The 22,774-nt window shown below is 68.0% G+C and carries 22 protein-coding genes; 13 read left to right on the top strand and 9 right to left on the bottom strand.

Translation table 11 applies throughout. The features are described 5' to 3' along the window. Positions 1–111 precede the first annotated feature (111 nt). Positions 112–906, top strand: a complete 795-nt coding sequence (locus EV147_RS02510) for a thymidylate synthase (protein ID WP_130389543.1) — start codon at positions 112–114, stop codon at positions 904–906. Then, complete coding sequence (locus tag EV147_RS02505) at positions 903–1,403, top strand: dihydrofolate reductase (protein ID WP_130389542.1); 501 nt, start codon at positions 903–905, stop codon at positions 1,401–1,403. The genes EV147_RS02510 and EV147_RS02505 overlap by 4 nt, the downstream gene beginning before the upstream one ends. Before the next feature lie 54 nt (positions 1,404–1,457). Here EV147_RS02505 and pmbA read toward each other — a convergent pair whose 3' ends face one another. Further along, positions 1,458–2,825 (bottom strand): metalloprotease PmbA, encoded by a 1,368-nt coding sequence (pmbA, locus tag EV147_RS02500; protein WP_130389541.1) that lies wholly within the window; start codon positions 2,823–2,825, stop codon positions 1,458–1,460. Positions 2,826–2,882: 57 nt separating this feature from the next. Here pmbA and yjgA point away from each other — a divergent pair, with 57 nt between their 5' ends. Together yjgA and mog are read left to right on the top strand one after the other, a co-directional pair. Continuing rightward, on the top strand, positions 2,883–3,491 hold the full coding sequence (yjgA, locus tag EV147_RS02495; protein WP_407923194.1) for a ribosome biogenesis factor YjgA: 609 nt from the start codon (positions 2,883–2,885) through the stop codon (positions 3,489–3,491). Then, positions 3,488–4,129 carry a molybdopterin adenylyltransferase gene (gene mog, locus EV147_RS02490; protein WP_130389539.1) on the top strand — a complete coding sequence of 214 codons (642 nt, stop codon included), beginning with the start codon at positions 3,488–3,490 and terminating at the stop codon, positions 4,127–4,129. Before yjgA ends, mog begins: the two co-directional genes overlap by 4 nt. A 7-nt stretch (positions 4,130–4,136) precedes the next feature. Here the strand turns inward: mog and EV147_RS02485 are convergent, their stop codons facing one another. Both EV147_RS02485 and orn read right to left on the bottom strand, forming a co-directional pair. Continuing rightward, the gene (locus EV147_RS02485; RefSeq protein WP_130389538.1) at positions 4,137–5,018 is read right to left on the bottom strand and encodes an AEC family transporter; all 882 of its coding nucleotides are present in this window, start codon (positions 5,016–5,018) and stop codon (positions 4,137–4,139) included. Between the two features lie 72 nt (positions 5,019–5,090). Then, complete coding sequence (gene orn / locus EV147_RS02480) at positions 5,091–5,738, bottom strand: oligoribonuclease (RefSeq protein WP_130389537.1); 648 nt, start codon at positions 5,736–5,738, stop codon at positions 5,091–5,093. Positions 5,739–5,884: 146 nt separating this feature from the next. Here orn and EV147_RS02475 point away from each other — a divergent pair, with 146 nt between their 5' ends. Together EV147_RS02475 and rsgA are read left to right on the top strand one after the other, a co-directional pair. Further along, positions 5,885–7,135, top strand: coding sequence for a M48 family metallopeptidase (locus EV147_RS02475; RefSeq protein ID WP_130389536.1), 1,251 nt, complete (start codon positions 5,885–5,887; stop codon positions 7,133–7,135). Then, positions 7,132–8,109 carry a ribosome small subunit-dependent GTPase A gene (gene rsgA, locus EV147_RS02470; protein ID WP_130389535.1) on the top strand — a complete coding sequence of 326 codons (978 nt, stop codon included), beginning with the start codon at positions 7,132–7,134 and terminating at the stop codon, positions 8,107–8,109. The genes EV147_RS02475 and rsgA overlap by 4 nt, the downstream gene beginning before the upstream one ends. 7 nt (positions 8,110–8,116) lie before the next feature. On the opposite strand, the gene EV147_RS02465 is transcribed toward rsgA, so the two are convergent. Together EV147_RS02465 and EV147_RS02460 are read right to left on the bottom strand one after the other, a co-directional pair. Further along, positions 8,117–9,094 carry a CobD/CbiB family protein gene (locus EV147_RS02465; protein ID WP_130389534.1) on the bottom strand — a complete coding sequence of 326 codons (978 nt, stop codon included), beginning with the start codon at positions 9,092–9,094 and terminating at the stop codon, positions 8,117–8,119. A 172-nt stretch (positions 9,095–9,266) separates the two neighbouring features. Then, a complete protein-coding gene (locus tag EV147_RS02460) occupies positions 9,267–9,965 on the bottom strand; it encodes a pirin family protein (RefSeq protein ID WP_130389533.1) in 699 nt (232 codons plus the stop codon). A gap of 154 nt (positions 9,966–10,119) precedes the next feature. Here EV147_RS02460 and EV147_RS02455 point away from each other — a divergent pair, with 154 nt between their 5' ends. Both EV147_RS02455 and gluQRS read left to right on the top strand, forming a co-directional pair. Next, positions 10,120–11,055 (top strand): LysR family transcriptional regulator, encoded by a 936-nt coding sequence (locus EV147_RS02455; protein ID WP_130389532.1) that lies wholly within the window; start codon positions 10,120–10,122, stop codon positions 11,053–11,055. 21 nt (positions 11,056–11,076) lie between these two features. After that, positions 11,077–11,958, top strand: a complete 882-nt coding sequence (gene gluQRS / locus EV147_RS02450; protein ID WP_130389531.1) for a tRNA glutamyl-Q(34) synthetase GluQRS — start codon at positions 11,077–11,079, stop codon at positions 11,956–11,958. A gap of 39 nt (positions 11,959–11,997) precedes the next feature. Here gluQRS and EV147_RS02445 read toward each other — a convergent pair whose 3' ends face one another. The 3 genes from EV147_RS02445 to EV147_RS02435 form a co-directional block, all read right to left on the bottom strand. Further along, complete coding sequence (locus tag EV147_RS02445) at positions 11,998–13,509, bottom strand: DEAD/DEAH box helicase (RefSeq protein WP_130389530.1); 1,512 nt, start codon at positions 13,507–13,509, stop codon at positions 11,998–12,000. Positions 13,510–13,680: 171 nt separating this feature from the next. After that, positions 13,681–14,676 (bottom strand): Bug family tripartite tricarboxylate transporter substrate binding protein, encoded by a 996-nt coding sequence (locus EV147_RS02440; protein ID WP_130389529.1) that lies wholly within the window; start codon positions 14,674–14,676, stop codon positions 13,681–13,683. Between the two features lie 74 nt (positions 14,677–14,750). Then, the gene (locus EV147_RS02435) at positions 14,751–16,394 is read right to left on the bottom strand and encodes an acyl CoA:acetate/3-ketoacid CoA transferase (RefSeq protein WP_130389528.1); all 1,644 of its coding nucleotides are present in this window, start codon (positions 16,392–16,394) and stop codon (positions 14,751–14,753) included. A gap of 165 nt (positions 16,395–16,559) precedes the next feature. Between EV147_RS02435 and EV147_RS02430 the strand changes: the two genes are divergently transcribed. From EV147_RS02430 to EV147_RS02410, 5 genes are all read left to right on the top strand, one after another. Beyond that, a complete protein-coding gene (locus EV147_RS02430) occupies positions 16,560–17,363 on the top strand; it encodes an IclR family transcriptional regulator domain-containing protein (protein ID WP_130389527.1) in 804 nt (267 codons plus the stop codon). Positions 17,364–17,691: 328 nt separating this feature from the next. After that, on the top strand, positions 17,692–18,675 hold the full coding sequence (locus EV147_RS02425; RefSeq protein WP_130389526.1) for a 2-keto-3-deoxygluconate permease: 984 nt from the start codon (positions 17,692–17,694) through the stop codon (positions 18,673–18,675). After that, positions 18,672–19,895, top strand: a complete 1,224-nt coding sequence (locus tag EV147_RS02420) for a four-carbon acid sugar kinase family protein (protein ID WP_130389525.1) — start codon at positions 18,672–18,674, stop codon at positions 19,893–19,895. The genes EV147_RS02425 and EV147_RS02420 overlap by 4 nt, the downstream gene beginning before the upstream one ends. 30 nt (positions 19,896–19,925) lie before the next feature. Continuing rightward, on the top strand, positions 19,926–20,927 hold the full coding sequence (gene pdxA / locus EV147_RS02415) for a 4-hydroxythreonine-4-phosphate dehydrogenase PdxA (protein ID WP_130389524.1): 1,002 nt from the start codon (positions 19,926–19,928) through the stop codon (positions 20,925–20,927). A gap of 68 nt (positions 20,928–20,995) precedes the next feature. Then, entirely contained in the window at positions 20,996–21,772 is a 777-nt protein-coding gene (locus EV147_RS02410) for a DeoR/GlpR family DNA-binding transcription regulator (RefSeq protein WP_130389523.1), read from the top strand. On the opposite strand, the gene EV147_RS02405 is transcribed toward EV147_RS02410, so the two are convergent. Further along, entirely contained in the window at positions 21,769–22,761 is a 993-nt protein-coding gene (locus EV147_RS02405) for an FAD:protein FMN transferase (RefSeq protein WP_235844584.1), read from the bottom strand. The two genes, EV147_RS02410 and EV147_RS02405, sit on opposite strands and share 4 nt — an antisense overlap. Between the last annotated feature and the right edge of the window lie 13 nt (positions 22,762–22,774).

The following is a 22,774-nucleotide window of genomic DNA, read 5'->3' as shown; positions in this document are numbered from 1 at the left end:
CCGGCTGACCTGACGTGACACTGGCCGCCTTCGGGCGGCCAGTGTCGTTAACGCGCTAGAATCCCCGCTTGGCGGCACGCCCGCCGACATCACTTTCCACCCCACCCGCCGATGAAACAGTACCTCGACTTCATGCGCCATGTGTACGAGCATGGCACCGAAAAGTCCGACCGCACCGGCACCGGCACGCGCTCGGTGTTCGGCTACCAGATGCGCTTCGACCTCGCCGAAGGCTTCCCGGTAGTCACCACCAAGAAGCTGCACCTGAAGTCGATCATCCACGAGCTGCTGTGGTTCCTGCAGGGTTCCACCAACATCCAGTACCTCAAGGACAACGGCGTCACGATCTGGGACGAATGGGCCGATGCCAACGGCAACCTGGGCCCGGTCTATGGCTACCAGTGGCGCGCCTGGCCCACGCCGGACGGCCGCCACATCGACCAGATCACGGAAGTCGTGCAGCAGATCAGGAACAACCCCGATTCGCGCCGGCTGATCGTCTCGGCCTGGAACGTGGGCGAGATCCCGCAGATGAAGCTGCCGCCCTGCCACGCGTTCTTCCAGTTCTATGTGGCGGATGGCAAGCTCAGTTGCCAGCTGTACCAGCGCAGCGCCGACATCTTCCTCGGCGTGCCGTTCAACATCGCCAGCTATGCGCTGCTGACGCACATGATTGCCCAGCAATGCGGCCTCGACGTGGGCGATTTCGTCTGGACCGGCGGCGATTGCCATATCTACAGCAACCACTTCGAGCAGGTGCGGACCCAGTTGTCGCGCGAGCCGATGAAGTTGCCTGTACTGCACATCAAGCGCAAGCCTGACAGCATCTTCGACTACCAGTACGACGATTTCGAACTGGTCGGCTACGAGTCGCACCCCGCGATCAAGGCGCCGGTGGCCGTATGACGTTGCTGACCCTGATCGTCGCGCGCGCGCGCAACGGCGTGATCGGCCGCGACAACACGCTGCCGTGGCGACTGCCCGAGGACCTGCAGCATTTCAAGCGCACCACGCTGGGCGCGCCGATCATCATGGGCCGCAAGACCTGGGATTCGATCGGCCGCCCGCTGCCGGGGCGCCGCAATATCGTGGTCAGCCGCAACCGGGACCTGAAGCTCGACGGCGCCGAGGTGGTGGGCTCGCTCGAAGACGCGCAGCGGCTGTGCGTGGGCGTGGACCAGGTCTTCCTGATCGGCGGGGCGCAGTTGTACGCGGAGGCGCTGCCCTCGGCGGACCGGCTGATCGTGACCGAAATCGACGCCGATGTGGCGGGTGATGCATTTTTTCCCGCCGTGGACCGCTCGACATGGCAGGAAAAGGCCCGGGAGACGCATCGCTCGGAGGCCAACGGCTTCGACTATGCGTTCGTGACCTATGAGAGGCCACCCTCAGGCGAGGAGTAGGGCCAGCAAAAAGGCGCCCCGCGGGGCGCCTTTCTCATCGGGGGGCCGATCGGCTCAATTCCCGGCGATCGTCATCTGTTCGATCAGGATCGAACCCGTCTCCTTGGTGCCGCGCACCAGCGCATCGGAGCCGATGCCGACAATCTGCCTGAACATCTCGACCATGTTCCCGGCAATCGTGATTTCCTCCACCGGATACTGGATCACGCCGTTCTCGACCCAGTAGCCCGACGCGCCGCGCGAATAGTCGCCGGTCACGTAGTTCACGCCCTGCCCCATCAGTTCGGTCACCAGCAGCCCGGTGCCCATCTTGCGCAGCATGCCCGCGAAGTTGTCGCCCGCCTCGGTCAGCGTGCTGGTCAGCGTGAGGTTGTGCGAGCCGCCGGCGTTGCCAGTGGTCTGCATGCCGAGCTTGCGCGCCGAGTAGGTCGACAGGAAGTAGCCCTCCACCACGCCGTCGCGCACCACGTCGCGCTCGCGCGTGCGCACGCCTTCCTCGTCGAACGGCGCGCTGCCCATGGCGCCCGGCACATGCGGCTGTTCGTGGATCTGGATATGCGAGCCGAACACCTGCTTGCCGAGCGAGTCGTGCAGGAACGTGGACTTGCGGTACAGCGCCCCGCCCGACACGGCCTGCACGAAGGCACCCAGCAGTCCGGCCGCCAGCGGCGCCTCGAACAGCACCGGGCACTTGCGCGTGGTCAACTTGCGGGCGTTCAGGCGGGCCAGCGCGCGCTCGGCGGCGTAGCGGCCAATCGCCTCGGGCTCGGCCAGGGCGCCGGGGGCGCGCTTGGACGAGTACCAGTCGTCGCGCTGCATGCCGCTGCCGGAGCCGGCAATCGGCGCGGCCGAGACGAAATGGCGCGAATACGGGTAGCCGCCCACGAAGCCGCGCGACGTGGCGAGCACGAACTGCGAGTGCTGGGCGGAGACACTGGCGCCGTCGCTGTTGCGGATCTTCGGCGACACGGCGAACGATGCGGCCTCGGCCCGGCGGGCAATGTCGATGGCGCCGGCGGCGTCGATCGTCCACGGGTGGAACAGGTCCATGTCCTGCGGATTGCGTTCGAGCAGTTCTTCCTCGGCCAGCCCCGCGCAGTCATCCTCGGCGGTGAAGCGGGCGATGTTGTAGGCCGCCTCGGCGGTGGCCCGCAGCGCGGCCGGCGAGAAATCGGAGGTGCTGGCATTGCCCCGGCGCTGGCCGATCATGACGGTCACGCCCACCACCTTGTCGCGGTTCTGCTCGATGGTTTCCACCTCGCCCTTGCGCACCGTGACCGACAGGCCGCTGCCTTCGGAGATCTCGGTGGCGGCGTCGGTGGCGCCCAGCTCGCGTGCCACGCGCAGCACATCGGCCGCCATGGCCTTCAGCTCGTCCTGGGTGTAGGTGAAATGCGCGGTCTGTTCGGCAGTCTGGCTCATATGGGCGGGCGTGATCAAAAGTCCAAACGGGAATCATAGCAAGATAAAATGCCGCCCATGACGCGAAATACCCGTAACAACTCCCAGGGCCGGTTCCCGGGCGCCTTTGCCCCGGAGCCGGACGACGACCAGCCGGTCAGCAAATCCCAGCGCAAGCGCGATTCCACCGCGCTGCAGAAGCTGGGCGTCGAGCTGGAGGCGCTGCCCAAGGACCGCCTGGCGCGCGTGCCGATGCCCGAGGCGCTGTCCGACGCCATCTATGCCGCCCGCAAGATCACCAACCACGAAGGCAAGCGCCGCCAGATGCAGTTCGTCGGCAAGGTCATGCGCGGGCTGGACGAGGACGAAGTGGCGGCGATCCAGTCGGCACTCGAAGGCTTCAAGGGCACCAGCAAGGCCGAAACCGCCAGGCTGCACCTGATCGAGCGCTGGCGCGAACTGCTGCTGGCCGACGATGCCGCGCTGACGAAATTCCTCGGCGAACACCCGAGCGTGGACGTACAGGCGGTGCGCAACATCATCCGCAACGCCCGCAAGGAAAAGGAACTGGGCAAGCCGCCCAAGTACTACCGCGAGCTGTTCCAGGCCATCAAGACGGCGCTGGACGGCGGCAAGGGCGAGCAGGACGACGGCACCCCCGACACCGAAGAGGACGACGAAGCATGACTTCCCCCGCCACGGCACCGGTTGCCCGCAGCCATCCCGACGAGATCGTGATCGGCCTGGTCTCGATCTCTGACCGCGCCTCGGCCGGCACCTATCAGGACGAGGGCATTCCGGCCCTGCGCGACTGGCTCGGCAAGGCGCTGACGTCGCCGTGGCAGGTGGTCGAGCGGCTGATTCCTGACGAGCGCGCGCTGATCTCGAAGACGCTGATCGAACTGGTGGATGTGGCCGGCTGCGATCTGGTGCTGACCACGGGCGGCACCGGTCCGTCGCGCCGAGATGTGACGCCGGAAGCAACTTTGGCGGTGGGGACGAAGGAGATGCCGGGATTTGGCGAGCAGATGCGCCAGGTCAGCCTGAAGTTCGTGCCGACCGCGATCCTGTCGCGCCAGGTGGCGGTGATCCGCGAAACGCCCAGCCGGGCGGCGCTGATCGTCAACCTGCCGGGGCAGCCGAAGGCGATCCGCGAGACGCTCGAAGGATTGCGCGATGCCGACGGGAAGCCGGTGGTTCAGGGGGTGTTCGCGGCCATTCCGTACTGCATCGACCTGATTGGCGGGCCGTATATGGAGACCGACGAGAGCGTGGTGAAGGCGTTCCGGCCGAAGAGCGCGCTGCGGACCAGGCCCACGGCCTGAGCGGCAGTTACTTCAACCCCAGATACAACCCGATCGGCACGAAGACCACCGCGCCGATATTTCCCAGCAGCACGATCGACGCCACCTGGTCCGGCTCCTGCCGGTAGTGGTCGGCCACCAGGAAATTGAGCACCGCCGGCGGCAGCGCGGCAAACACGAACAGCAGCCCGCGCTGCAGTTCGGTCATCGGCACCCACCACACCAGCAGCAGCGCCACGGCAATGCCGGCCAGCGGGCACACCGCCGCGCCGAGCAACCCCATGCCCCAGTTGCGCAGGCTCACGTCCTTCATCCGCACCCCCAGCGCAAACAGCATCAGCGGCACCGTGGCATCGCCAAGCAGCTTGATCGACTCGAAAACCGGGTCAGGCAGCGTGAAATACGGCCGGGCCAGCGACAGCGCCACCCCGAGCACCGTGGCCAGCACCATCGGGTTGCGGGCAATCTGGGTCAGCGACGCGTGGCGGTTGACGATCTTCAGCCCGAGCGTGAAATGCATCAGGTTCGACGCCGCGAACAGCGCCACGGCCGGCGCCAGCCCGACCGGGCCGAACGCGAAGACCGACAGCGGCAGCCCCATGTTGCCGCTGTTGTTGAACATCATCGGCGGCACGAAGGTGCGCGGATCGGCCTTGGCAAGCCGCGCCACGATGTACGCAAGGATGCCCGAGCCGATCACCACGGCCACCGCGCAGGCCAGCAGCACCAGTTGGTCGGCCAGCACGAAGTCCTTGCTGATGAACGCCGATACCACAAGTAGCGGCGCGATCACATCGAGCATCGCGCGGTTGATGCCGGTCATGTCCGGATGCGCGCGCCGACCATAGATCCAGCCGATCAGGATGATCAGGATGACCGGCGTAATGATCGAGACGATGCGCGTGAACATGGCGTTGGGGGCAGGACGGAGACACGCGGGCGGCCCGCCAGGGGCCGCCCCGGGAGGGCGGAAGCCGCCGGGTCAGGCGGCGGGGGCTGCCGGAGCGTCCGCAGCCGGGGCTGCCGGGGCGTCCGGAGCCGGCAGCGAAGCGGCGGCCTCGGCCGGCGTCTTGATGAAGTGCTGGCGGTAGTAGCGCAGTTCTTCCACCGATTCGAGGATGTCGGCCAGCGCCGTGTGCAGCTGGCGCTTGTGGAAACCCTTGTGGATGGCCGGTTCCCAGCGCTTGCACAGCTCCTTGAGCGTGGAGACGTCGAGATTCCGGTAATGGAAGAACGCTTCGAGCTTCGGCATGTAGCGCGCCATGAAGCGGCGGTCCTGGCAGATCGAGTTGCCGCACATCGGCGACTTGCTGGCCGGCACCCAGCGCTTCAGGAACGCAATCAGCTCGGCCTCGGCCTGGGCCTCGGTCAGCGTGGATGCCTTGACCTTGTCGATCAGGCCCGAGCGGCCATGGGTGCCCTTGTTCCAGTTGTCCATGCCATCGAGCACGGCGTCGGGCTGGTGGATCACCAGCACCGGGCCCTCGGCCAGGATATTCAGCTCGGAGTCAGTGACCACGACCGCCACCTCGATGATCCGGTCGGTATCCGGCTGCAGGCCGGTCATCTCCATGTCGAGCCAGATCAGGTTGTTTTCACTTTTCACGGAGGCTGCGGCGGGGCTTGTCATCTTGGGGTACGGCTCGATATGGGATTCGGAAGGGATTTTCTCCGGGCGCGGCTGGCCGGGAGGCGAACAATTTATAATTCTCGCATATCTGCCCCGAATGGCGTTCGCGCACCCTGCGCGGCGCGCCATCCCTACAAGGCTTGCCGATGTTCACGTTGATCTTTCTTGCCGCCCTGGTCGTCATGGTGCTGACCAAGCTCTGGCTGGCCTCCCGCCAGATCCGCCATGTGGCCCGCCACCGCGGCGCAGTCCCCGACCGGTTTGCCGACACCATCACGCTGTCCGCCCACCAGAAGGCCGCCGACTACACGATCGCCCGCACGAAGCTGTCGATGATCGAGGTGCTGACGGGCGCCGCCGTGCTGGTGGGCTTCACGATGCTGGGCGGCCTGCACGCGCTGAACCAGTTCTGGCTCCAGGTCTTCGACGGCGGCGGCTATTTCTACGGCGTGGCGCTGGTGGCCAGCGTGGCCCTGATCGGCGGGCTGTTCGACCTGCCCTTCTCGCTCTACGGCCAGTTCGTGATCGAACAGCGCTTCGGCTTCAACAAGATGACGTTCGGGCTCTGGCTGGCCGACCTGGCCAAGATGGCCGTGGTCGCCACCGTGCTCGGCCTGCCGCTGCTGCTGGCGGTGCTGTGGCTGATGGACCAGGCCGGCACCTACTGGTGGCTCTACGCCTGGCTGCTGTGGGTGGGCTTCAGCCTGCTGCTGCAGGTGATCGTGCCGACCTTCATCGCGCCGCTGTTCAACCGCTTCGAGCCGCTGGCCGACGACAGCCTGCGCGAGCGCATCGAGGCGCTGCTGCGCAAGTGCGGCTTCGCCAGCAAGGGCCTGTTCGTGATGGATGGCAGCAAGCGCAGCGCCCACGGCAACGCCTATTTCACGGGCTTCGGCGCCGCCAAGCGCATCGTCTTCTTCGACACGCTGCTGGCGCGCCTCGACGGCGAGGAGGTAGAGGCGGTGCTGGCCCACGAACTGGGGCACTTCAAGCGCCGCCACGTGGCCAAGATGATGGCGGTCACGTTTGCGCTGTCGCTGGTGTTCCTGGCCGTGCTGGGCTGGCTGGCCACGCGCGAATGGTTCTACACCGACCTGGGCGTGCTGCCGAACTTCACCACCAGCAACGATGCGCTGGCACTGGTGTTGTTCTTCCTGGCGCTGCCGGTGTTCACGTTCATCCTCGGGCCGCTGGCCAGCCAGTCGTCGCGCAAGCACGAATTCGAGGCCGACGAGTTCGCCGCGCACCAGACCAACGCCGGCCACCTGGTTTCCGCCCTCGTGAAGCTCTACAAGGACAACGCGTCCACGCTGACGCCCGACCCCGTCTACAGCGCCTTCTACTACTCGCACCCGCCCGCGGCACAACGGATCGACCGTCTGCTGTCGTACGCATGAACCGCAGCGCACGCCACCAGAATGCCGGGAAAGGTGCCGGCAAGGGCGCGGGTGCCGCATCGGAGACCGCGCTGATCGTCGCCGCGCACGGCCGCCACTACGTGGTGGAACGTGCCGACGGCTCCCATCTGCACGCATTCCCGCGCGGCAAGAAGAGCGACGCCGCCGTGGGTGACCATGTGCGCATCGAAATGGCCGCCGCCGACCAGGGCGTGATCACGGCCATCGACGCGCGCAAGAACCTGCTGCACCGCTCCGACCAGTTCAAGTCCAAGCTGCTGGCCGCCAATATCGACCAGGTCATCATCGTGCTGGCCACGGAACCGAGTTTCTCGGAGGATTTGCTGGGCCGCGCGCTGGTGTCGGCCGAGGCACTGGAAATCCGGCCGCTGGTGATCCTGAACAAGACCGACCTGACCGGGCGGCTCGACGACGCGCGCCGCCGGCTCAAGCTCTACCAGGAGCTTGGCTACGACACGCTCGAACTGTCGGTCAACAGCCGCCCCGACGAGGCGCTGGCCGCGCTGCAGCCGCGCACGGCGGGCGTGTCGAGCATCATGATCGGGCAGTCGGGGATGGGTAAGTCGTCGATGCTGAACCTGCTGATTCCGGGCGTGGAGGCCCAGACGCGCGAGATTTCGGCCAAGCTCGATTCCGGCAAGCACACCACCACGTTCACGCGGCTCTACCACCTGCCCGAGAGCTGGGCCGTGGTGGATGGCAAGCCCGGCTACCTGATCGATTCGCCGGGTTTCCAGGAGTTCGGCCTGCACCATCTCAGCGAAGGCATGCTGGAACGCGCATTCCCGGAATTCCGGCCGCGCCTGACCGATTGCCGGTTCTACAACTGCCACCACATCAACGAACCGGGCTGCGGGGTGCTGGGGGCGATCGACGGCGGGGAGATTTCACCACGCCGGCACGAGCTCTATACGCAGTTGCTGCACGAATCGCGGCAGCAGAAGCCGTGGTGATCGACGTTCAACCCACCCAGAGCGCCAGCGAGATCATCGCCAGCAGCAGCATCCAGAGGATCACGGCACGCCAGACCAGCCCCACGGCCGATTGCAGCGTGCGGATGCCCGGGTCCATGCCGTATTCGGGCGGCACCGGTTCAGCGTCACCCATGCCCGGAGCGTAGTCCACGCCGGCCAGGCTGGTGCGCAGCATCACGCTCGAATCCTCTTCGGCCAGCGGCTGGCCCAGCCGCACGCCAAGCGCGCCGCCGCCGCTGGCCAGCAGGATGCCGTTGACCGCGTCGTTCCACTTGCGCGCGTGGTTGCGCCACGCGTAGACCGCATCCTCGAAATTGCCGACGATGGCAAACCCGACCGCCGTCAGGCGCGACGGCACCCAGTCCAGCACATAGAACGCCCGCGCCGCGAAGCGGCCCAGCGCCGGGCTGCGCTCGTTCGAAGGGGTATTCCACTGCCGGTTCAGGAATTCGGCCGTGCGGTACAGCACCACCCCGCCGGGGCCAATCGGCACCAGGAACCAGAAGAAAACCCCGAAAACATGGCGGTGCACCGCCACGATGGCGGCTTCAAGCGTGTGGCGCACGATCTCGCTGACCGGCATGTCCACGGTGTCCAGCCCCGTCCACTCGTGCAGCAGCGTGCGGGCGGTGTGGAGGTCGTCGCGGTTGAGCGCCTCGTGGATATCGGTGAAATAGTGGCTGAACTGGCGGAAGCCGAGCGTGAGGTACAGCAGCAGGACGTTCCAGGCCAGCGTCAGCGCCACGCTGATCGACGCCAGCAGGTAGTGGACGATCACGGCGGCCAGCACCAGCGGCAGTACCACGGTGAGCCACGCCAGCGCGGCGTCGCGCGGCCGGCCGGTGTCGAACGCGTGTTCGGCGCGATCGCCGAGCACCCGCACGATCTCGGTAATGGGATTGTTCCGTCCCAGGGCACGGAACTGTTCGGCAATCAGTGCCAGCAGAATGGAAACGAAGGTCATCGCGTGACGAGGGATCAGCGCGCGGCGAAGTGCCGCGGCGGTCGCATGGCGGATAGTCCAGACGATAGCATAGCGGCAAGGCAACTTTGCAAAAGACCTGTAAGTGCTGGTAAGCAAGAAGCCCGCCCCGGCAACCGCCGGGACGGGCGTCTCGCATACGGGTCCGCCATGCTCAGGGCAGGTCGAAGACCAGCACTTCGGCGCCTTCACCCTTCTCGACGCTGACGGCGCTTTCGCCTTCGAGCTTCGCGGCGTCGCCGGCTTCGAGCGGCTGGCCGTTGACCGTGGCCCGGCCGCGCGCTACGTGGACATATGCCTTGCGGCCCGGACGCAGTGCCAGCTCGGCCGCTTCGCCCTTGTCGAACAGGCCGGCGTAGAGCCGCACGTCCTGGTGGATCACCACCGAACCGTCCGCACCGTCAGGGCTGCCCACCAGGCGCAGCTTGCCGCGCTTCTCGGTGGCCTCGAAGCGCTTTTCCTCGTAGCCCGGCTCGATGCCCTGCTGGTCAGGCACGATCCAGATCTGGAGGAAGTGCGTCGTGTCGTGCTGGGCGTGGTTGTATTCCGAATGGCGCACACCGGTACCCGCGCTCATGCGCTGCACGTCACCCGGGCGGATCACGCTGCCGTTGTCCATGCTGTCCTTGTGGGCCAGCTCGCCCTCCAGCACGTAGCTGATAATCTCCATGTCGCGGTGGCCGTGCGTGCCGAAACCCATGCCCGGCGCCACGCGGTCCTCATTGATCACGCGCAGCGGTCCGAACTGGATGTGGCGCGGATCGTAGTAGTCGCCAAACGAGAACGTGTGATACGACTTCAGCCAGCCGTGATCCGCATAACCGCGCTCTTCAGACTTACGGATTTCAATCATTTTGATGGCCCTCCTTAGGCCTGGTCATCGACCCCTGCTTCCGGCTAATTTGTTGGGTTGCGGGGTCAGCGGCGTTTCGATGCTAGGCAGTTTAGGGGAGCCGGAGTATATTTGCGGGCACCGCCTTAGAAGCAGTTGTTCAGAAATTCTGAATATGCCCCTGTCACTAGAATCCCTGGAAGTCCTTGACGCCATCGAGCGCAAGGGAAGCTTTGCCGCCGCCGCCCACGAGATGGGCAAGGTGCCCTCGGCGCTGACCTACGTGGTCCGCAAGCTCGAGGAAGACCTCGACGTGCTGCTGTTCGACCGCCGGCGCCACCGCGCCGAGCTGACCCCGGCCGGACGCGCCCTGCTCGACGAGGGCCGCCACCTGCTCCACGCGGCGGACGACCTGGCCCGGCGCGTCAAGCGGCTGGCCACGGGCTGGGAAGCCAGCCTGAACATCGCCGTGGACGATCTGGTCAACTTCCGGGCGCTGCTGCCCGTGATCCAGGATTTCTACGCCGAGAATTCCGCCACGCGCCTGCGCTTCTCGAAGGAAGTGCTCGGCGGCACCTGGGACGCCCTGGTCAGCAACCGCGCCGACATGATCATCGGCGGCGCCTACGAGATTCCGAGCACGCAGGGCTTCCAGGTCCGGCCGCTCGGCACGATCCCCTTCGTCTTTGCCGTGGCGGCCCACCATCCGCTGGCCACCGAGGAAGGCCCGCTCACGACGATCCAGATTGCCCGCCACCGCATCGTGGCGGTGGGCGATACGTCGCGCAACCTGCCCGCCCGCACCCATGGCGTGCTGGCCGGGCAGGACGTGCTCGTGGTACCGACCATGCGCGACAAGCTCGAAGCCCAGATCCGTGGCCTCGGCTGCGGCTGGCTGCCGGCGCCGATGGCCCAGCCCCATATCGAGAGTGGCGTGCTGCAGGTGCGCGAGACCGTGGAAGTCCGCGCGCCAGGCAACTTCAAGGTGGCATGGCGCACCAACACGCGCGGCAAGGCCGTGCAGTGGTGGACCAGCAAGCTCGAAGACCCGCGCCTGGCGCAGGCGCTGATGCAGCAGTCGCCGCAAGGCCAGCCCGATTCGCTGGAATAAGGCGTCCCGCTGGCAGTGATCATGGCGCAACGCTATCGGGGGCGCTTTGCCCCCTCCCCCACCGGCCCGCTGCACCTCGGCTCGCTGGTCACGGCCCTGGCCAGCTGGCTCGACGCCCGCGCCCATGGCGGCGACTGGCTGGTGCGCGTCGAGGACATCGACTACCCGCGCTGCGTGCGCGGCGCCGATGACGACATCCTGCGCACCCTCGCCGCACTGGGTCTGCATCCCGACGAACCACCGGTCTGGCAGAGCCGCCGCGAGACCCGCTACGCCGACGCACTCCACCACCTGGACGCCGCCGGGCACCTCTACCCATGCGGCTGCTCGCGCCGCGAGATCGCAGATTCCTTAATTCACGTACGAGAGCGGCATCAGACGCTCGGCTATCCGGGCACCTGCCGCAACGGGCTGCATGGCAAGCTGCCGCGCGCATGGCGCGTGCGCGTGCCGGACGGCGCGGCCGCCACGATCTGTTTCAACGATCGCTGGCAGGGCCGGCAGTGCCAGAACCTGGAAACCGAACTCGGGGATTTCGTGCTGCGCCGGGCCGACGGGCTGTGGGCCTACCAACTGGCCGTGGTGGTCGATGATGCGCAACAAGGCATCACGCATATCGTGCGCGGCGCCGACCTGCTCGATTCCACGCCGCGCCAGATCCATCTGCAGCATCTGCTGGGGCTGCCCACGCCGTCGTACCTGCACGTGCCCGTGGTGGTCAACGCCGTCGGCGAGAAGCTCAGCAAGCAGAGCGGCGCGCAGGCACTCGATACCGCCGCGCCGCTCCAGGCATTGCGGCAGGCCGGCGCGCACCTGGGCATCGTGAACGGCGAGGATGCCGTGGACACATGGCTGGCTGCCGCCACCGGGCAGTGGAAAGAAAAACTGGCGGCATCGAGCTAGTCGATCCGCCAGTTTTCATGAGCCGGAGGCTCGTTCCGATCAGGACTTGCGCGGCACGCCGCCGAGCAGTGCCGCCACCGGACGCTTCGGCGCCTGACGGCCACGCGTCAGCGCGGCGGCCAGTTGGTCTTCGGTCTTCGGGGCCGGCGTGTAGTTGCCGGTAGGCTCGTACGGACGCGAGAAGAACGGATCGTCGGAGGGACGGAACGCCTGGCGGCCATTGGGCTCGGTACGGCGGCGGCGCGACGTCGGTTCTTCCTCGCCGCCATTGCCGTTGCCGGCTTCGCGCGGCCGGCGCGTCTCGGTACGCTGGCGGCGGCGGTCGCCGTCTTCCTGGCGGGCGCGTTCGCCGGTCGGGTCGAAGCCTTCGAGCGTGCCGCGCGGCACGCTGCGCTTGATCAGCTTCTCGATATCGGCCAGCAGACGGTCGTCGTTGCCCGGCACGTAGATCGACAGCGCATCGCCGCTGGCGCCAGCGCGGCCGGTACGGCCGATGCGGTGGACGTAATCCTCGGCACTGAACGGCAGGTCGAAATTGATCACGCACGGCATGGCCGGAATATCCAGGCCGCGTGCGGCCACGTCGGTGGCCACCAGCGCGTCGATCGTGCCGTTCTTGAAACCGTCGAGCGTCTGCATGCGCTCGGTCTGCGTCTTGTCGCCATGGATCGCGGCGGCATTGATGCCCTCGCGCTCCAGATGGCGCGCCAGCCGCGAGCAGCCGATCTTGCTGTTCACGAACACGATGCACTGCTTCGACTGCTGCGCATCGGCGCGCTGCTTGAGCAGATGCACCACGGCGGCCTGCTTGTGGCCGTCCGGCACCTGGTACACCATCTGGCGCACGTTCTCGTTGGTCGAATTACTACGTGCCACTTCGATCGTGACCGGCTGCTTCAGGTAGCTCGATGCCAGCTTCTTGATCTCGGGCGAGAACGTGGCCGAGAACAGCAGCGTCTGGCGCTGGGCCGGCAGCAGGTTGATGATGCGCTGCAGGTCGGGCAGGAAGCCCATGTCGAGCATGCGGTCCGCTTCGTCGAGGACCAGCATCTGCACCTGCGACAGGTTGACCGATTTCTGCTGCACGTGGTCGAGCAGGCGGCCCGGCGTGGCGACGAGGATTTCCACGCCACGGCGCAGCGCGTCGGTCTGCGGGTTCATGTCAACGCCGCCGAACACCACGGTGCTGCGCAGGTCGGTGTGCTGCGCGTAGCGTGCGACGTTGTCGTAGACCTGGTCGGCCAGTTCGCGCGTGGGCGTCAGCATCAGCGCGCGCACCGGGTGGCGCGCCGGCGACGCGCTGGCGTTGGACAGCGGCAGCAGACGCTGGATGATCGGCAGCGCAAAGCCGGCGGTCTTGCCGGTGCCGGTCTGCGCGGCCCCCATGACGTCCTTGCCCAGCAGCACCACGGGAATGGCCTGCGCCTGGATCGGCGTGGGCTTGGTGTAGCCCTGGTCGGTCAAGGCGCGCAGGATACGCGGGTCCAGCCCGAAGCTTTCGAACGTCTGCTCAGCGGCTAGGGTCTGGTCTGGGGTGGTCGTCATCGTCATCAATGGTGTGTCGGTCGCGGCGCGAAGCCGGGACATCGGACACGCGTCTGGTACGTTTCACGGGGCCATCGTGGCCGCCAAACTGGCGAAAAGATGATTTACCCGGAAAATCAAAGACTTGGATTCTACCACCAGACTATGTCAGCCGCTGTCATCCGATGACTGCCGCCGTCAATCGCTCTTGATACCGTTGTCCTTGATCACCTTGCCCCACTTCGCATAGTCGTTCTGCATGCGGGTCGTGAGCTGGTCGGCGGGCAGGAAGGCAGCCACCGTGCCGGCGCCGAGCATTTTCTGCTGGACCGCCGGATCGGCCAGGGCGCCCTTGAGCGCGTCGGAGAGCCTGGCGGTGATGTCCTTCGGCGTACCGGCCGGCACCAGCAGCGCGCCCCACGACGACGCATCGAACCCCGGGAAGCCCTGTTCGGCCACGGTCTTGACGTCCGGGGTGAACGACACGCGCTTGCCCGATCCCACCGCGATCGGACGCAGCTTGCCGGCCTTGATGTGCGGCAACGCGGCGATCATGTCCGAGAACATCATCGGCACCTGACCGGCCAGCAGGTCGGAGATGGCCGGCGCGCTGCCTTTATATGGCACATGCTGCACATCGAAATGGCCCAGATTCTTGAGCAGTTCGGTCGACAGGTGGCCAAAGCTGCCGTTGCCAGCGCTCGTGTAGTTCATCTTGCCGGGCTGCGCCTTGGCCTTGGCGATGTACTGCTGCAGGTCGGTCACGTCGGGCAGGGCCTGCGGATTGACCACCATCACGATCGGCAGCTCGTACGCGTTACCGACCGGCGTGAAGTCCTTGAAGATGTCGTAGCCCTTGCGCGGCAGCAGGTGCGGCGCCAGCAGCGTGGGCGTGGCCAGCATCACCAGCGTGTAGCCATCCGGCGCCGACTTGGCCGCCGCGTCGGTGCCGATGGTGCCCGAGGCACCGGGGCGGTTGTCCACGACCACGGTCTGCTTGAGCGTCTCGCCCATCCTCTGGCCGATGATGCGCGCGGCGGTGTCGGTGGGGCCGCCTGCCGGGAACGGCACGATCAGCTTGATCGGGCGGTCCGGGTAGCTCGGCTGGGCGAACGCCGCGATGGACGCGAACGGCAGCAGCGCCGCGAAGGCGATTGCGGACAGTGCCAGGCGGCGCGGTTGACGGTGTTGCATCGTGTTTCCTCCAAATTTGCCGGTCACCGTTGGCGCCGGCAGGTTTTCTGGTCGTTGATGGTTCGGGGCGCGGCTCAGAGCTTCATCACGCCGGGCTCGAACAGCCGGGCGTCCATCAGCCGCAGGTCGTCGGCCACGGCCACCGGCGTGGCGCACTGGTCGAGCACGTCGCGCTGCAGGTCGACGCCGGGCGCTATCTCCACGAGCGTGAGGCGCGGCTCGCCGGCCGCGTCGGCGCGCATTTCGAACACCGCGCGCTCGGTCACGTAGAGCACCGGGATGCCAAGCGATGCCACGTACGGGCCGTTGAAGCTCAGGTGCGACACCTCCGGCACGATCTTCCTGACGCGCCCTTCCTTCGCAATGGTCAGGCGGCCGTCTTCGGCACGGATTTCCAGCCCGCCGGCGGTCAGCGTGCCCATGAAGACCACGGCGCGCGCACTCTGGGTAATGTTGATGAAGCCGCCCACGCCCGCGATCAGCGCGCCCTCGCCCTCGCCAAACTTGCTGACGTTCACGTTGCCGTGACCATCGAGTTCGGCCAGTCCCAGGATGGCCAGATCAATGCCGCCACCCTCGTAGAAATCGAACTGCGCGGGCTGGTCAACCACCGCCTCGGGATAGGCCGAGGCGCCAAAACTGAGTCCGTCAGCGGGCGTGCCGCCAATCGGCCCGGCCTCGACAGTCAGCGTGAAGCCGCCAAGCCCGGCCTGATGCGCCAGCGCGCCCACGGCGGCCGGCATGCCCACGCCGAGGTTCACCACGCGCGGGACGCGCGCCGCCAGTTCCATCACGGCGCGGCGCTGCGCGATGGTGCGGGCGTCGAGCGGCGCCGAGGCCGGCGGCAGCGTGGCGGCTTCCTTTGCTTTCTCCGCCGCGTCGGCCGCCTCGCCGCGCCACGGGCGCACATACGCCTCGTTGTAGCTCTCGGCGAAGGTCATCTGGTGGTGGGCGGGCGCCTCGCTGACCACCACGTAATCGACGAGGATGCCGGGCACATGGATGGCCTGCAGCGTCTCGTGGTAATCGACCAGCGATTCCACCTGCGCGATCACGATGCCGCCCGAGTTGTGGGCGGCCTGCGCCATCGCCAGCAGTTCGTGGTGGAATGCCTCGCGGTGGGTGCTGAGGTTGCCACGTGTGTCCGACGCGGTGCAGCGGATCAGCGCGCAATCGATGCGGAAGCTCGGATAGAACAGGTATTCGTCGCGCCGGAACTCCACGGCCTCGACCCAGTTGGCGGTGCCCGCCGCGATGGCCGCCCGCGCGCGTTCGTTGACCGCGCCGCCGTGGTAGCGCGGGTCCTGCGCCGTGCGCGGATCGACAAAGGTATGCAGGCCGATCTTGGTCAGCACGCCGGGCTTGCCGCCGGCGATGGCCCGGTACAGGTGCGTCAGCACGCCTTGCGGCAGGTTGAAGCCCTCGCACTGCTCGTTCATCGCCAGCGTGGCGAGCCGCGTGGCCGAACGCCAGTGGCCGCCCACGATGGCCCGCGTCATGCCGGCATTGCCGAAGTGATTCACGCCACGCGCGCCCCGGTCGCCCTGCCCTGCGGAATAGACCAGTGTCAGGTCGCGCGGCAGCCCGTCGCGCAGGAAGCGCTGTTCCAGCGCCTCGGTCACGCCCTCGGCATGCCCGGCGCCGACAAAGCCCGCGCTGGCCACGGTCCAGCCGCTCTGGACGAGTTCCGCCGCCTGCGCGGTGGTGATCACCTTCATTGCCGTCTCCTGCTTTTTCTTGATGTTGTCGTGTCGTGGTTTGTACCGATCCACGCCATCGCCCAAATCCCGAACAATTGTTCGCGAAACGCCTATCATACGGATCGCACGGCCGGACGCAAGTCAGGTCAGACCCGCAGAACCCCTCCAATTCCCATCTTCGCCATGCCGCGTAGCACCTTGCCCGCCGACGACACCCCCGACATTCCCCGCAAGGAAGAACTGCTCGACTCCCTGACCAAGGGGCTGGCGCTGCTGCGGCTGTACGCGGGCGGCGTGGACGGGCTGACGATGCAGGACGTCTCCGAACAACTCGACGTGACCCGCGCCGCCGCGCGCCGGCTGCTGCTGACGCTGGCGCACAACGGCTACGTGGCCCAGCAAGGCCGCCAGTTCGTGCTGACGCCCCGGGTGATGGACCTCGGCTACGCCTACTTTGCCTCGATGAACCTGCCGCAATTGGCGCGCCCGTATCTGCAGGCGCTGTGCGCCGAGGTGGGCGAAAGCTGTTCGATCGGCATGCTGGACCGCGACGCCGTGGTGCTGGTGGCGCGCGAGGAGCCCAGCCAGTTGCTGCGCGTGGACATGGCGATCGGCCGCCGCATGCCCGCGTATGCCCACTCGCTGGGCCGGGTGCTGCTGGCGGGGCTCGACGACGCGGCGCGCGCCGACTACCTCGCCGGCGCCGAACTGCGCCCGCTGACCCCGTTCACGATCACCTCGCGCGAAGCCCTGGCCCACAAGCTCGAACAGGTACGCGATGCCGGCCACTGCACACTGGTCAGCGAGCTGGCCGACGGCTTCGCGGGTATCTCGGTGCCACTGCGGGACCAGACCGGCCGGGTGGTGGCCGGCCTCGGGCTCAGCATGGTGCTGGGCAGCCGCGACGCCGCGTATCTGGAACGGCACTTCCTGCCGCCGCTGCAAGGCGCCGCGCGCCAGATCGAGGCCATCCTGCAGGCACGCTGAATCGACTCCGGCCCCGCAAATGAAAGAGCCCCGCTGGCCGGGGAGGTCGCGGGGCTTGAAGTGGTAGCGGGGCACGGATCCTGTCGCCCCGGGACCGATCTTGCTGCAACCGGGCCGGCCCCACATCCCCCGATCGTGGGAGTCTTGGTGCGTCAGCGCACGCTTGATCCCCGCCTCCGCGTCACATTCTGACTGTTTCAATCAACCTCATGATCGAACTGGTCAAAGTAGTTTGTTTCGCCTACACTGCCGCCCAGGTTTGATCGATTCGATCATCCTCACGCTCGAAACAAACAGGCGCCGCACCCCACGCGGCGGGAGACCCAAGATGCAGGTAAATATCAAGCGCGCCATCGAGCGCGTACCGGGCGGCATGATGATCGTGCCGTTGCTGATCGGTTCGCTGGTCGCCACGTTCATGCCGGAAGGCCCGAAGTTCTTCGGCTCGTTCACCAACGCGCTGTTCACGGGCGCGCTGCCGATCCTGGCCGTGTTCTATGTCTGCATGGGCGCCAGCATCAACGTCAAGGCCACGCCCTACATCGTCAAGAAAGGCGGCGTGCTGTTTGCCACCAAGGTGGGCACGGCCATGCTGCTGGGCGTGATCATGGGCCACTTCCTCGGTGAGGCGCCGATCAGCGCCGGCATGTTCGCCGGGCTCTCCACGCTGGCCGTGGTGGCGGCGATGAACGACACCAACGGCGGCCTCTACATGGCGCTGATGGGCCAGTACGGCAAGCCCGAGGACGTGGGCGCCTACAGCATCATGTCGCTGGAGTCGGGGCCGTTCCTGACCATGGTCACGCTGGGCGTGGCGGGCCTGTCGGCCTTCCCGTGGCCCACGCTGGTGGGCAGTATCCTGCCGCTGATGCTGGGCATGCTGCTCGGCAACCTCGACCGCGAGATGCGCGATTTCCTGAGCAAGGCGGTGCCCGTGATGATCCCGTTCTTCGCGCTGGCACTGGGCGCCGGGCTTGACCTGCACAAGGTGTGGCAGGCCGGCATGCTGGGCCTGGGCCTCGGCCTGGCCGTGGTGGCGATCACCGGCTTCACGCTCTACCTGGCCGACCGCCTCAGCGGCGGCACCGGCGTGGCCGGCGTGGCGGCGGCGAGCACGGCCGGCAATGCGGCGGCGGTGCCAACGCTGGTGGCCGCGGCCAATCCGGTCTATACCGAAGCGGCAAGGCACGCCACCATGCTCGTGGCCGCCTGCGTGGTGGTGACGGCGGTGATGACGCCGCTCGTGACCGCCTTCGTGGCGCGCCGCGTGGCCAACCGGGAGAACGCAGCCATGGCCAGGAACCCCGCATGAGCTGGCTGATCATCGCCGACGACCTGTCGGGCGCCGCCGATTGCGCGATCGGCTTTGCCGCGCACGGCGCCCGCACGGTCGTCACGCTCGACACGCCGGCTGCCGGCAGCGCGCTGGCCGAGGTGGTGGCCCATGACGTCGACAGCCGCCGCCTGAGCGCACCTGACGCCGCCGCGCGCAACCTCGACGCGTGGCACCACGGCCGCGCGCCGGGCCGGCGCCTCTACAAGAAAATCGACTCGACGCTGCGCGGCAACTGGGCCGCCGAGACCGCCGCGCTCCAGCCGCTGGCTGGCATCGCGATCGTCGCCCCGGCGTTTCCGGCCACCGGCCGCACCACGCACGACGGCCGCATGTTCGTGAACGACCAGCCGCTCGAAGAGACCGACATCTGGCGCGTCGAAGGCTTGACGGGCCAGGCCAACATGGTGGCGATCCTGACCGCCCACGGCCTGCGCACCGCGCGGATCTCGCTGCCGACCGTGCGCGCCGGTGCCGCCGCGCTGCGCGCGCAGGTCGAGGCATGGATGGCCGAGGGCTTCCAGGCCGTGGTCTGCGACGCCGAGGTCGATTCCGACCTGGCGCTGCTGGCCGCCGCCACCGCCGAACTGCCGGCGCCGGCATTCTGGGTAGGCTCGGGCGGACTGGCCCGCGCCCTGGCCGCCGCCGCGCCACAAGGCCACGCCAGTCTCCCGGCAGTTTCCGCCCCGGCCTGTCATCGCGGCCCGGTCCTGACGCTGGTCGGCAGCATGTCCGGCGTATCCGGCAAACAGGCCGCCTACCTGTGCGGCAAGACCGGCATGGCGTCGCTGGTGCTGGCGCCGCAGGTGCTGCGCGATGGCCCGCACGACGCGGCCTGGTCCGCCACGCAGCGCGAACTGGGCGCGGTACTGGCCGCCGGCCGCGACCTGCTGGTCAGCATCGGCCGCGACGATGCGTTCGACCCGGCCGAAGGCCCGCAGCTCTCCACCGCGCTGGCGCAACTGGTACTACCCTACTTCGCGCTGGTGGGCGGCCTGGTCGCCACCGGCGGCGAGACCGCCCGCGCCATGCTGTCCGCGGCCGGCATCGGCACGCTGACGCTGAAGCGCGAAGCCGAGCCCGGCGTGCCGATCTCGGAGACCACTGATACCCCCGCCCGGCGCGTGGCCACCAAGGCCGGCGCGTTCGGCACCGAATCCGCGCTATGGCTGGCCTGGCAAGCCATGCGCCAAGACTGAAAACGCCCCCACAGCAAGCGACGACATTCCATGAGCAATTACATTCCGGTTATCGGCATCACGATGGGTGACGCCACGGGCGTCGGTCCCGAAGTCATCGTCAAGAGCCTGGCGCACGACATCGTGTATGCCCAGTGCCGCCCGCTGGTCATCGGCGACGCACGCCGGCTCGAACAGGCCGCCGCGATCGTGCAATCGGCGCTGAAGATCCGCGCCATCGCCTCGCCCGACGAGGCCCGCTTCGAGCCGGGCACCATCGACTGCATCGACCTCGGCCTGATCCCCGAAGACCTGCCGTTCGGCAAGCTGTCGGCCGTGGCCGGCGACGCCGCGTTTCGCTACATCGAGCGCGCCGTGCAACTGACCCGGCAAGACAAGATCGACGCGATCTGCACCGCCCCGCTCAACAAGGAAGCGCTGCACGCCGGCGGCCACAAGTTTCCGGGCCACACCGAGATGCTGGCGCACCTGACCGGCACGCCCGAGGTGTCGATGATGCTGGTGGCGCCGCAACTGCGCGTGATCCACGTGACCACGCACATCGGCCTGCTCGACGCCATCCGCAAGATCGAGCCGGGCCTGGTCCAGCGCACCATCGCACGCGGCGACGCCACGCTCAAGCGCGCCGGCATCGCCGCGCCGCGCATCGGCGTGTGCGGTATCAATCCGCACGCCGGCGAGAACGGCCTGTTCGGCCATGGCGAGGAAGAACAGAAGATCATTCCGGCCGTGGCGGCGCTGCGCGCGCAGGGGCTGGACGTGGAAGGCCCGCTGCCGGCCGACACGCTGTTCTACCGCGCCGGCCGGGGCGACTTCGACCTCGTGGTGGCGATGTACCACGACCAGGGCCACGGCCCGGTCAAGGTGCTGGGCCTCGAAGCCGGCGTCAACATTACCGTGGGCCTGCCCGTGATCCGCACCTCGGTCGATCACGGCACCGCGTTCGACATTGCCGGCAAGGGCATTGCCGACGAAGGCAGCCTGCTCGAAGCGCTGCGCCAGGGTGCCGAGCTGGCCACGCGCCGCGCCTGAGTCCTGCACGGCTGCGGTAAGATCGGGGGTCCCTTGCGACCCCCTTTTTTTCTGCCCACGCCCCTTACATGAAAGCCGCCGACCGCCGCCGCGCCATCCTCGAACTCGTGCTTGCGGGCGAGGATGCCAACGTCGAACGCCTGACCGCGAACCTTGGCGTGTCCGAGGCCACGGTGCGCCGCGACCTCACCGCGCTGGCCCGCGAAGGCCGCATCGTGCGCACCTACGGCGGCGCCGCCGCGCTGATGCAGGTAGGTGGCCACGAGCCCGAAGCCTCGCTCGAAGAGCGCAAGGCACTGCAGCGCGAGCAGAAGGAAGCCATCGCCCGGCTGGCCGCAAGCTACGTGCAGGACGGCGACGCCGTGCTGCTCGACAGCGGCACCACCGCCGCCGCGCTGGCCCGCCTGCTGGCCGCCCGCGAGGATCTGCACGTCTACACCACGAACCTGCTGGCCGTCACCGCGCTGGCCGGCCTGCCCAAGGTCCGCGTCACGCTGATCGGCGGCGATGTCCGCCCGTCGAGCATGGGCACCTTCGGCCCGCTCGCGCAGGTGGCGCTGTCGCGCATCAGCGTGGACAAGGCGTTCCTGGGCGCCGATGGCGTGGTGGCCGGCGTGGGCCTGTGCGAAGCCACCGCCGAGCAGGCCTGGCTGAAGGAATGCATCATCCGCCAGGCCGCCGATATCTTCGTGCTGGCGGATGCCACCAAGCTCGGCCGCGCCCGCCAGCAGCACTGGACGCCGCTGGAGCGCGCCTGGACGCTGGTGACCGATGCCGGCGCCAGCGCGGCGCAGCTCGAACCATTCCATGCGCTCAAGCAGGTGAAGGTGGCCGTGGCGGACTAACCGCCGGCAAGCCTGGCCCGCATGCCGGGCGACATCCAGCGCGCGCCGTCCGCATCGACCAGCAGCGCATCGACACCGGGCATGCCGGCGAGCCAGCGGCGTGCCGCCGCCGGCCCGGCCACCATCATTGCCGCGCCCAGCCCATTGACCGCTCCGGCCTCGCGCGCCACCAGCACGACGCCGCGCATCCGCGTACCGGGCATGCCGGTGCGGGGATCGAGGATATGGTGGTAGCGCCTGCCGTTCAGCGTGAAGGCGCGCTCGTAGTCGCCGGAAGCCGCCACCACGGCATCGCCGTGCAGCCGTAGCACCCCCAGCAGTTCAGCCGGCGCCAGCGGGTCGCGCACGGCCACCCGCCAGCCCTGCCCACGCGGCCGCCCGCTGACCAGTACGTCGCCCCCGCCATTGATCAGCGCCGACGCCGCGCCGTGCTGCGCGAGTGCCGCCATGCCGGCTTCGAGCACGGGCAGCTTGGCGATGCCGCCGAGATCGAGTCGCATGCCGCGCCGACGCAGGAAAGCGGTCTGGCGCCCGGGATCGACGATCAGGTCGCGGTAATCGACCAGGGGCAATTCGCGTGCGATCTCGCCGGCGGCGGGCACCACGGCCTCGCCCCGGTCGAAGCGCCAGCCAGTCAGCCCACCCACGGTCATGTCGAAGGCGCCGCCGCTACGCACGGCCAGCGCCTGCCCCGCTGCCAGCACGCGCACCATGGCGGGCGGCACCGGCACCGCCTGCAGGCCCGCCAGCAGGTGCATCGCGTGGACCAGATTGCCGGGCCGATAGCGGCTCATCATGTTCGCCAGCCGCGTCATGTCCGCCCAGGCGGCCGCCATGGCGGCCTCGGCGCGGGGCGCAGCCAGGCCGTCCACCGCGATATCGACGCGGGTTCCCATCAGCGTCCGCGTGGCGCGGCTGACTCCGGCCCCGGCCACGGCCATGGCCGGCGTCAGCCATGGCGCCAGCGCCAGCAGCGGCGCCGTCTGCATCCACCTCCGCCGT

The organism is Cupriavidus agavae (assembly GCF_004217045.1).
Classification (GTDB): Bacteria; Pseudomonadota; Gammaproteobacteria; order Burkholderiales; family Burkholderiaceae; genus Cupriavidus; species Cupriavidus agavae.
Note: the sequence above shows the minus strand (reverse complement) of the source record. Positions and strands in the feature narration are given on the sequence as shown.